The sequence below is a fragment of the Rhizobium sp. NLR22b genome, from assembly GCF_019685295.1.
GTDB lineage: Bacteria > Pseudomonadota > Alphaproteobacteria > Rhizobiales > Rhizobiaceae > Rhizobium.
Genome location: NZ_JABDWM010000035.1, coordinates 18,261 through 28,517 on the forward strand (window position 1 = coordinate 18,261; position 10,257 = coordinate 28,517).

8 protein-coding genes and 1 tRNA gene are annotated in these 10,257 nt (G+C 61.1%); 5 read left to right on the plus strand and 4 right to left on the minus strand.

Annotation, left to right across the window (positions count from 1 at the left end; all coding sequences use genetic code 11):
* Positions 1-36: 36 nt before the first annotated feature.
* From HJC00_RS30975 to HJC00_RS30995, 5 genes are all read left to right on the plus strand, one after another.
* Complete coding sequence (locus HJC00_RS30975; RefSeq protein ID WP_210629709.1) at positions 37-744, plus strand: SDR family NAD(P)-dependent oxidoreductase; 708 nt, start codon at positions 37-39, stop codon at positions 742-744.
* Positions 745-1,016: 272 nt separating this feature from the next.
* Entirely contained in the window at positions 1,017-2,147 is a 1,131-nt protein-coding gene (locus tag HJC00_RS30980) for a calcium:proton antiporter (RefSeq protein WP_210629708.1), read from the plus strand.
* 131 nt (positions 2,148-2,278) lie between these two features.
* Positions 2,279-3,043, plus strand: coding sequence for a DUF4239 domain-containing protein (locus HJC00_RS30985; protein WP_221147812.1), 765 nt, complete (start codon positions 2,279-2,281; stop codon positions 3,041-3,043).
* Between the two features lie 207 nt (positions 3,044-3,250).
* The gene (locus tag HJC00_RS30990) at positions 3,251-4,447 is read left to right on the plus strand and encodes an efflux RND transporter periplasmic adaptor subunit (protein ID WP_221165114.1); all 1,197 of its coding nucleotides are present in this window, start codon (positions 3,251-3,253) and stop codon (positions 4,445-4,447) included.
* Positions 4,448-4,488: 41 nt separating this feature from the next.
* Positions 4,489-7,671 (plus strand): efflux RND transporter permease subunit, encoded by a 3,183-nt coding sequence (locus HJC00_RS30995; RefSeq protein ID WP_221165115.1) that lies wholly within the window; start codon positions 4,489-4,491, stop codon positions 7,669-7,671.
* Between the two features lie 14 nt (positions 7,672-7,685).
* Here HJC00_RS30995 and HJC00_RS31000 read toward each other — a convergent pair whose 3' ends face one another.
* From HJC00_RS31000 to HJC00_RS31015, 4 genes are all read right to left on the minus strand, one after another.
* On the minus strand, positions 7,686-8,015 hold the full coding sequence (locus HJC00_RS31000; RefSeq protein ID WP_210629704.1) for a hypothetical protein: 330 nt from the start codon (positions 8,013-8,015) through the stop codon (positions 7,686-7,688).
* Positions 8,012-8,800 (minus strand): DUF2092 domain-containing protein, encoded by a 789-nt coding sequence (locus tag HJC00_RS31005; RefSeq protein ID WP_221123657.1) that lies wholly within the window; start codon positions 8,798-8,800, stop codon positions 8,012-8,014. The genes HJC00_RS31000 and HJC00_RS31005 overlap by 4 nt, the downstream gene beginning before the upstream one ends.
* A gap of 202 nt (positions 8,801-9,002) precedes the next feature.
* The gene (locus HJC00_RS32915; protein WP_259671782.1) at positions 9,003-9,764 is read right to left on the minus strand and encodes a cysteine rich repeat-containing protein; all 762 of its coding nucleotides are present in this window, start codon (positions 9,762-9,764) and stop codon (positions 9,003-9,005) included.
* 399 nt (positions 9,765-10,163) lie between these two features.
* Positions 10,164-10,240: transfer RNA gene (locus HJC00_RS31015), tRNA-Met, on the minus strand.
* Between the last annotated feature and the right edge of the window lie 17 nt (positions 10,241-10,257).

The following is a 10,257-nucleotide window of genomic DNA, read 5'->3' on the forward strand; positions in this document are numbered from 1 at the left end:
GCGTCCAGCACCGGCACCGTCAGGAGATCGCTTGCCATGAACGACCAGAAAGCCGTGATCGTCACGGGAGCCGGCGGCAACCTCGGCAGCGCCGTTGTCCGGGAGCTTGCCGGCGCCGGCGTAAAACTCGTCTGCATGAACCGTTCGAGCCAGGAGCTGGAAGCTTTGGCCGGCGAGCTTCCTGCGTCCGCCGAGTTTCTCTCGATCGCCGGAACGGAGCTCACCGATTACGCTTCCTGCGCCGCCGCCGTCGCCCGAGCCGTCAAGCGCTTCGGCGGCGTAGGCGCTCTGGTCAACACCGTGGGCGGGTTTCAGATGGGCCCGGTCGGGCCGGAAGCCCCCGCGCAATGGGATACCATGATGACGGCAAACGCCCGCACCGCGCTGACGATCAGCGCGGCGGTTCTCCCGACGATGAAGGCGGCAGGCTACGGCCGCATCGTACACGTCGCTGCGATGCCCGGCCTGAAGGCCGGTCCTAACCAGGCCGCCTATGCAGCCTCGAAAGCTGCCGTCATCCGGCTGACGGAAGCGCTTGCCGCCGAATGCCGCGACGACCGCATCACCGCCAACTGCATTCTGCCAGGCACGATCGATACCCCCGAGAATCGGGCTGCCATGCCCAATGCAAAAACGCACGCCTGGGTATCGCCGCAGTCGATCGCCCGGCTCATCGCCTTCCTGATCTCGCCCGCCGCAGCCGTCGTCACCGGCGCTGCGATCCCGGCGACCGGCCGCGAATAACAAAGTCCTGCCTGGCTTGCAGCGTCTGCGCCTCGATCACGTGGCATCTGGCGTGAGGTACGGTCCTTTTGTATTCTGGATGGCGACAAGGGCCGGGCTTGGGTCGAGCTTGTTTCAATGACAAAGGCGAAAGGCTTTCCGCATGAAGGTTGGGCTGTCTGGTTTTTGGACGGCCTCGTTCGATTCCTTTTATGTGGCGGGCAGGACAGCGGGCGGGACCATGGTGTTGATGATCGCATTGCGGCGGAATTTGCGGAATTGCGGCGGTCTTGATGACTGACAGGCCCGCACTGCGCACCGTCGGCGAGACCGGTCTGCGCGAGGAATGGTTCCTCGGCGTCAGCATCGCAACCAGCCTGATATTTCTCGCCTTTCCGGAGCAGCTCTTCCGTCGGCTTCCCGATCCGCTTTGGTTCGCCGTGGTTTTCGGATGGCTGTTTGCGGTCGTTCTCGGCTCCGCCCTGTCTGTCGTCCGGCATGCGGATCATCTGGCCGAGCGGCTGAAGGAGCCGTACGGCACGCTCATTCTGACGCTCGCCATAACCTCGATCGAAGTCATGGCGATCTCCGCCGTCATGATTCACGGCGAGAACAATCCCACGCTTGCGCGCGACACCCTGTTTGCGGTCGTCATGATCATCCTTAATGGCATGGTCGGCCTGTCATTGCTGCTGGGCGCCTGGCGGCGGCCGGAACAACAGCATAATCTCCAGGGCGCCAACGCCTATCTCGGCGTCATCGTGCCACTGGCGACGCTCAGCCTCGTCATGCCCACATTTCTTGCCGGCCCGGACGGCCAGCATCCATCGGCGCCGCGGCAATTGATACTGGGCATCGTCTCGGTCGGCCTTTACGCCACATTCCTGTTTCTCCAGGCTGGCCGCCATCAGGATTATTTCACGACCGACGCCAATCGCCACGCACATCCAGGCGAACACGCCCTTCCGCACCGGCCAGTCTGGCCGCATGCCGTTCTGCTCTTCGCCTACATGGGTCCGGTGGTCTTTCTGGTCGAACAGCTTGCGCGGCCGATCGATTACATCATCGAAACCCTGCACGCGCCGACCGCCTTCGGCGGCGTTGTCATGGCCATCCTTGTCGCGACGCCCGAGGCGATCAGCGCCGTGCGCGCATCCATCGCCGATAATCTTCAGCGCGCGGTCAATATCTTTCTGGGTTCAGTCCTGTCGACGATCGGGCTGACCGTACCCGCGATGCTCGTGGTCAGCCGTCTTTACGGACACCCGGTCACCCTTGGGCTGGAACACAGCGATCTGGTGATGCTCCTGCTCACCCTTGCCGTCAGCATCATTACCTTCGCCAGCGGTCGCACTCATCTCATGCAGGGTGCCGTTCATCTGGTGCTTTTCCTGGCTTACGTGCTTCTCATCTTCCAGCAGTGATCTCCGCCCGAGAACAGAGAAGTAAAGAGTTCCACGCTCCGTCGGTCCTCCGCTATGATGACCGCATTTCTTGTATAGAGCTTGCAAGCATCGCAGCTTGCAGGATCGTCAAGATTATATGGAGACCGGAGTTGAGCTCACTGTTGCTTGGCGGGATTGTATTTGTCTTTCTGTCGGCGGCAACATCGATGGGAATGATGGTGCGCGGCCGCTTGCCGGATCATCATCTCAGCCCGGAATCCAAGGATGCCATCAGGCTCGCAACCGCGGTGGTCGGAACGCTGTCGGCCTTGGCCCTCGGTCTGCTGATCGCATCCGCCAAATCGAGCTATGACGATGCCGAAGTCGAGATGAGGACGGCGGCTGCGCGGGTTCTGCTGCTGGACCGCGTCATGGCGCAATACGGCCCGGAGACCGATCATGCCCGCCAGTTACTGCGCCAGCTGATCGAGAGGCGGCTGAGCCGCGGCTGGAGTGCCGAGACCACCGACGAGCCATCGCGCAAAGCGCCCGGGGAATACCAGGACATTGAGGCGGTTCAAGGCGACCTTCGATCGCTGTCGCCGCGCGATGCCATGCATCATTCCCTCCAGGCGCGCGCTCTCGATGTGAGCGGCACGGTGGCCGAAACCCACTGGCTGCTGGTCGAATCCGGCAGCGAGGGCCTGCCCTGGGCCTTCCTTGCCGTTCTCGTCTGTTGGCTCTCGCTGCTTTTCACGACCTTCGGACTCCAGGCACCGCCGAATCCCACAGTGCTGTCCATTCTCTTCGTCTGCGCCTTATCCGTCGCCGGCGCCGTCTTCCTGGTTTCGGACATGGCCAATCCTTACATCGGCCTGGTCCGCGTTTCCGACGCACCGTTGCAGTCCGCCCTCGAACGGCTGGGTAAACCGTAGCCGGCTTACGATCTCCGATGAGACTGGCAGACCTTCACACTGCTCCTTCGACACTGCGAAGCAGTTCAATTGTGCATCAAGGACTATTGCAATTTTTTGCAATGCCGCGACATAATATCGCATGCCTTGAACCTTCGGCAGGCCGGTGGGGGCCGCCGTCGAGGCACGCAGCGAAAACTGGGCTCTTGACATGTCGAGGCGGCGGCAATGCGTGGGGGATTGCATCAGGGTCTGCGATTTTTTCTGACACTTGCCGGCTTGGCGCTTTTCGTGGGCTGTGAGGAAAGCGGGAACACTTATGTTCCTCCTCCACCTGCCGTGGTTCGGGTCGCACAGCCCGTCCAGCAACCGGTCACGCTTTATTTCGAGCTCACCGGCAATACGGCGCCGCTCAACGCCGTCGATATCGAGGCGCGTGTCCAGGGCTATATCCAATCCATCGATTACCAGGACGGCATGATGGTGAAGAAGGGTACCAAGCTTTTCGGCGTCGAACGCGACACTTATCAGGCGCAACTGGATCAGGCGAAGGCGTCACTCGCCTCACAACAAGCCTCGCAGGTCGGCGCGAAGCTGGAATATGACCGTCAGCTCAATCTGTCGAAGCAACAGGTCACCACCCAGACCGCGGTCGACAGTGCCAAGGCAACTCTCGACGAGGCGAATGCCGCCATTCTCAACGCCCAGGCCAATGTCGATCTGGCGACGATCAACCTCGGCTACACGGAGGTGCTCGCTCCCTTCGATGGCATCGTCACCGATCACCTCGTCGACATCGGCACGCTGGTCGGCGTGTCCGGCCCCACCAAACTCGCCAGCATCGTCCAGACCGATCCGCTTTATGCCTATTTCAACGTCAGCGAAACGCAGGTGTTGATGATCAAGGAAACCCTGGCAAAGCAAGGACATACTTTCAGGCAGACGGACCTTCCAAGCATCCCTGCGGAGATCGGTCTGCAGACCGAGGAAGGCTATCCGCACAAGGGACATCTCGACTACGTGTCGCCTCAACTCGATGCCTCCACAGGCACGCTTCAGGTGCGCGCGCTGTTCGACAACAAGGACCACGCCATGCTGCCCGGCCTCTTCGTCAGAGTTCGGGTGCCGGTCGGCCACGATGACAAGGCTCTACTGGTGCGCGACGACACGATCGGAACGAACCAGCTTGGCACCTACGTACTGGTTCTCGGGAAGGACGATGTCATCGAGCAGAAACAGGTCAAGATCGGGCAGCGTGAGGGCGCGCTCCGGGTCATCCAATCCGGCCTCGATCCGGCTGACTGGGTGGTGACCCAGGGAGTTCAACTGGCCATACCCGGCAGCAAGGTCAGCCCCGAGAAGATGGAAATGAACCCGACGGCCAACGCCGCTGGCGATGCCAAGGCCGACACCACCACGCAATGAATTCGCCGTCACGCTTCATCTGAACGTCTGAGGACAACAGCATGATCTCGCGTTTTTTCATCGAGCGTCCGGTGCTTGCCAACGTGCTGGCATTGGTGTTCGTTTTGGTCGGCGCGGTTGCCCTGTTCCAGCTGCCAGTGGCGCAGTATCCAAATGTCGTCCCGCCGACGGTGCAGGTGACGACCCGCTTTCCCGGCGCCAGCGCACAGACCCTCGTCGACACCGTGGCGCTGCCGATCGAGCTGCAGGTCAACGGCGTGCAGGACATGCTGTACATGCAGTCGACCAGCGCCAGCGACGGCACCTATTCGCTGATCGTGACCTTTGCCATCGGAACGGATCCGGATCAGGCGCAGGTTCTGGTGCAGAACCGGGTCGCGATCGCAATGTCATCGCTTCCCGAAGCGGTGCAGCTTCAAGGCGTGACGACGCAGAAGAAATCGACCGCCATCCTCGGCTTCGTCAGCCTGGCCTCGCCCGACAGCCGCTATGACAGCCTGTTCCTGTCGAATTACGCCGTCATCAATCTGCAGAACGAACTCGCCCGCCTGCCTGGCGTCGGCAACGTGACGGTGTTCGGCGCCGGCCAATATGCCATGCGGATCTGGATGGATCCGAACCTGCTGCAGGCACGCGGCCTGACGCCGCAGGATGTCGTCAATGTCGTGCAGCAGCAGAGCCAGGAGGTCACCGCCGGCCAGATCGGCATTCCGCCGGTGCCGAAAGGGCAGGTCTTCCAATACACGCTGAATGTCAACGGCCGGCTGAACGAAGCGGCCGACTACGAGAACATCGTCGTCAAGGTCGAAAGCGGACAGGGCGGCCGCATCACGCGTGTGCGCGATATCGGCCGCGTCGAACTCGGCGCCCAGACCTACAGCCAGTCCTTCACGCAAAACGGCCGGCCGGCGGCCGGCATCGGCATTTTCCAGCTGCCGGAAGCCAACGCCATTGCCGTGGAGCAGGCGGTGAATGCGAAGATGGCGGAGCTCTCGAAGAATTTCCCGCCGGGCCTCGAATATCATCTGCCGTTCGATACGACGAAATTCGTCAAGGCCTCCATCGACGAGGTTTACGTCACCTTGATCGAGGCGGGCGTGCTCGTTCTCATCGTCATTCTGGTTTTCCTGCAGGATTGGCGGGCCATGCTCGTGCCGGCGACCACCGTTCCCGTCACCATCATCGGCGCCTTCGCGGCCATGGCGGCCTTGGGCTTCACGGTCAATCTGTCGACGCTGTTTGCCATCGTTCTGGCGATCGGCATCGTCGTCGATGATGCCATCGTCATCGTCGAAGGTGTCGCCCGGCACATCGAGGCCGGCATGTCGGGCCGCAAGGCGGCAGAGAAAGCGATGGAGGAGTTGCTCGGCCCCGTCATCGGCATCACGCTGGTGCTGATGGCCGTTTTCATTCCGGCCGCCTTCCTGCCCGGCCTGACCGGGCAGCTCTATCGGCAGTTCGCGCTGGTCATCGCCGCCACCGCATTGATCAGCGCCGTCAATGCCGTGACGCTGAAACCGACGCAATGCGCTCTTTGGCTGCGAGCACCGGTGCCGCCCGAGAAACGCAACGTCTTCTATCGCGGCTTCAATCGGGGCTATGACTGGGGCGAACGCCACTATGCCGGATTGGTCGGAGCGATGACCCGTCACAGCGGCATCATGGCGATCGCAGCACTCGTGCTGATCGGCGTCGCCGTCTGGGGGCTCACGCGCCTGCCGACGGCATTCCTGCCGATCGAGGATCAGGGCTATGTGCTGATCAGTGCGCAATTGCCCGATGGCGCCTCGAAAGAGCGGACCGATGCCGTCATGGAAGAGGTCGGCAAGATCGCCGAGGCCGCCCCTGGCGTCGATCAGGTGCTGACCATCAGCGGCCTTTCGGTTCTCGACAACAGTGCCAGCCTGCAGAATGCCGGCGTCGCCTATGTCATTCTCAAGGATTGGGACGAGCGCGGCAAGGAGAAAGGGCAGGACCTGCTGTCGATCTATCAGCATCTGAACGACGCGCTGCAGCATGTGCTGACCGCCAAAACGCTGGTGGTCATACCGCCTCCGATACAGGGCATCGGCAATGCCAACGGCTTTACCATGCAGGTCGAACTCCGCAACGGCGTCTCCGACTATCCGCTGCTGCAATCGCTTGCCGATACGATCGTGAAGAACGGCAATGCCCAGTCATCGCTGCAAAGGCTGAGCACGCCGTTTCGCTCGAACGTGCCGCAGCTTGCGGTCTCCGTCGATCGCATCAAGGCGGAGACGCTGGGAATTACCGTGGGGCAGGTTTTCTCGGCACTCTCCGGCTATGTCGGATCGAGCTATGTCACCCAGTTCAACAAATTCGGCCGCACCTTCCAGGTCTATGCGCAAGCCGCCTCCGATTTCCGCGTCAGCCCCGACGATATCCGCAATCTGAAGGTCAAGGCCGGCGACGGGACGATGGTGCCGCTCGGCACGGTGATCGATGTCACGACGACAGAAGGCCCCTCGCTGATCAGCCTCTACAATCTTTATCCCACCGCCACCATCGTCGGCGGACCGGCCGCCGGCTTCAGTTCCGGCCAGTCGCTCGAGGTCATGGAGCAGATCGCCGACCATACATTGCCGCCCGGAGCCGGCTTCGAATGGACCGCGCTCTCCTATCAGGAAAAAGCCGTGGGCGGGCAGATCTACTTCATCTTCGCGCTCGCCATGCTGCTCGTCTATTTCGTGCTCGCCGGCCAATATGAAAGCTGGATCCTGCCGCTGGCAGTCATACTTGCCGTGCCGCTCGCCCTGCTCGGCACGGTGGCGGCACTGACGGCAGCAGGCGTGGCCAACAATCTCTATACCCAGATCGGCCTGATCCTGCTGATTGCGCTGGCGGCCAAGAATGCCATCCTCATCGTCGAATATGCGCGTGAAAAACGGGCGGAAGGCATGGAAATCCTGGAAGCGGCCGTCGAGGCCGCCCGGCTGCGTTTCCGGCCGATCCTGATGACGTCCTTCGCCTTTATCCTCGGTGTCCTGCCGCTTGTGCTGGCGACGGGCGCCGGCGCATCGGCCCGCAAGTCGATCGGCATATCGGTCTTCAGCGGCATGATCGCCTCGACCTGCCTCGCCGTGCTCTTCGTTCCTTCCTTCTACGTGCTGCTGCAGCGCCTCGAGGAATATTGGAAGCGGCGCGGAGCCACCGTAAACGCGGCCGCGAGGGTGACGGAAACGGAGATATCGAACGTCGGGTAAAGCAATCGCGGCAGTTATTGCACGATCACCTGCACATAGACGCTCCCGCTCTTGGCGTAATAGGACGACCCGCACCGATAATAATAGCCGCCATAATAGGCACCGTAGAGACAGCCTGCCGGAAGCACGGCGATGGTCGTCGCCGTCCGCGTCACGACCCGCCGCGTCGTTCTGCGGGCAACGCCCGCATAAGAGAGCGGCGTCAACGGCCTGCCGATGACGGCGCCCGCCGGCGTGGCGAACCCGATCGACAGCGCCATGGAACCTTGGCCCTCGACGCGAAGGTCGGTAAATGTCAGGACACCGGCCAAGCCGAGAATGAACAGCAGCTTGTTATAGGTCATTTCGCTTCTCCCGCATCGGCAGCCGCTGGAAGCTCATCGAGCGATTGCAGCTCGCTGAGATCGACCGTCTTGGCACTGCCGGGAATCTCGATGTTGTAGGAAACGGCCGCGACATCTGCTCCACTCTTGAAATCGCTGATTTCGAGCATGTATTGCGGCGCCTGGACGACGTGCTTGCTGGTGATGACGTAACGGCGCGGGATGGGCTGCGCGCCGGTCTGTATCCAGATCTGCCAGTCGATCTCAGGCGTTCGGAAGGCCAGATATTCGCATTCGACGCCATCCACGAAAGCACTGGAAATATGCTTGGCTTCCGTCACATCGGACATGAGCTCGCCGTAGACGTTGGAGGATAAAAGATCGGCGCCCGGCGCTTCGACACCCGCTGTCATCAGGCGGTCGATAAGATCATCGAGCGAACCCTTGCCATCGATCTTCGCATAGGCGTCGAGATTCTTGCCGTGTACCGTCAGCGACGAACCATCGAAACTGACGTCGATATCCGCGAAGCCGCCGGTCCTCGTCACGCGCAACTTATCGGGACGGGTCAGGTTCACGGTCCCCGAGCTCACGAACTGGAGCTTCTCAAAGGCAGGCGTCACCGCTTCGAGCGATGATTGATATGTAAAGGAGATCGTCTTCTGCGCCGTCAGAAAATCGGACATCTTCTTGAGCAGCTCTTTTGCATCATCCGCCCAAGCGCTCGTCGGCAGCACCAAACCGGCAGAAACCGACGCATAGATAAGCATCCGCTTCAATAGCGGAAAAGGGAAAGTCGATGACATGGCAATGCCTTTCGTTCGTGTCGTCATTGATTTCATCGAATTGCAGATGGCCGCTGATGGATATTCCGCAGCCGGACTTGAAATGTGAGAGATGCCATGCAGCCGGCAGGCAACGCGTGCTTGCCGGTCTTCGTGGGGTCGCGCACCGAATTTCTCGCCGGGGCGCGACGACCTCTTTATGAGATCAAGCGTCGAACGGGCGCTACAATCCCGAAGTGAGCACGCGGTGGCACTCCGGCGATACGCGCTCTAGATTGTCGCGCAGGCAGGCGATGCCCCGCCCTCCGCCTAGAGGGACCATGCGGCACAAGGCGCGGAAGTCCGCGCCGCAGGTTTCCCGCAGGATCATCACTTCCTCTCGCGGCGACAAGGCCGGCATCATTGCTCGTGGGGCCGGGGTGATCGCACCGGTGGCAGCCGCATCGTTGGTTGTCGGTGCCGCCGATCCCCCCAATGCGGCGACGGCTTGCTGACATGGCATCGATAGAGCGGCGTTATGTTGTTGCAGACAGCTGAGAGCCGCCGCACCTCCCGGAGTGACGCCGGAACATTGCGCCATGAAATCGCGCTGGCAGGCCGATTTGAGGGCATTCCGCTGCGCCTCAGTCGGCTGGTGCGGCGGCGCGCCGATCGCTGGCGCCGGCGTTGGCTCCGCGGATGTCGATTTGGGTTTGACGTTCACCGCCGAAACCGCTTTCTGGCAGCCGGCTGAAAGTGTGGCGCTATGCTGCTGGAGGCAGGTGAGCGCCTCGATTCCTCCCGGCGTCACCCCCGAGCATTTCGCGATGAAATCGGAGCGGCACTCTGCCCTGATCGCGTCGCGCTGTTCGTCGGTCGGCGCTTGCGAGGACGCAACCCCGGCTAAAAACAGCAGCGCGCAGAACGCGGGCAACGCGGAGATTGCCGATAGAATACGACGCCTCCCATGCGGAGACGTCAGTAGAGAAGATCCCCATTTTCGCATGATTCCCCCCTATAAATCTTATCTACTTCATGAAATCGAACTGCTCGCTGAATAGGATAATAGGCGCCGCCGGATGGACGGACGTTGCTTGCTACTACGAAAATATAAGGTGCGCCTGAGCTAGGTATATTAGAATATTATCCTTTTAGCAACTATCTCGTCATCACTTGAAAATCGATGGCAACTTGGGGGACTACCGCTCCTGTCTCGCAGAAACGCAAAAAGCCCGCTATTTTGCGGGCTTTAGAGGATGGTATAGTGTCGGTTCGGAAGAATTATTCAGGAATTTTTCGTCCGGGCTGCGTCGACTTTGCCTTCTTGCGGGCCGCAGATGAGGCGTCAAATTCTCGAGCTGTTACCAAACAAAAAGCCCGCACGAGGCGGGCTTTTTGGGAAGATTGGTTGCGGGGGCAGGATTTGAACCTGCGGCCTTCAGGTTATGAGCCTGACGAGCTACCGGGCTGCTCCACCCCGCGATATTTCATTCCGGACG

Coding starts and splice junctions, on each gene's coding strand:
- HJC00_RS30975 (WP_210629709.1), top strand. CDS start 37: ATGAACGACCAGAAAGCCGTGATCGTCACGGGAGCCGGCGGCAACCTC.
- HJC00_RS30990 (WP_221165114.1), top strand. CDS start 3,251: ATGCGTGGGGGATTGCATCAGGGTCTGCGATTTTTTCTGACACTTGCC.
- HJC00_RS30995 (WP_221165115.1), top strand. CDS start 4,489: ATGATCTCGCGTTTTTTCATCGAGCGTCCGGTGCTTGCCAACGTGCTG.
- HJC00_RS32915 (WP_259671782.1), bottom strand. CDS start 9,764: ATGCGAAAATGGGGATCTTCTCTACTGACGTCTCCGCATGGGAGGCGT.
- HJC00_RS31005 (WP_221123657.1), bottom strand. CDS start 8,800: ATGTCATCGACTTTCCCTTTTCCGCTATTGAAGCGGATGCTTATCTAT.
- HJC00_RS30980 (WP_210629708.1), top strand. CDS start 1,017: ATGACTGACAGGCCCGCACTGCGCACCGTCGGCGAGACCGGTCTGCGC.
- HJC00_RS31000 (WP_210629704.1), bottom strand. CDS start 8,015: ATGACCTATAACAAGCTGCTGTTCATTCTCGGCTTGGCCGGTGTCCTG.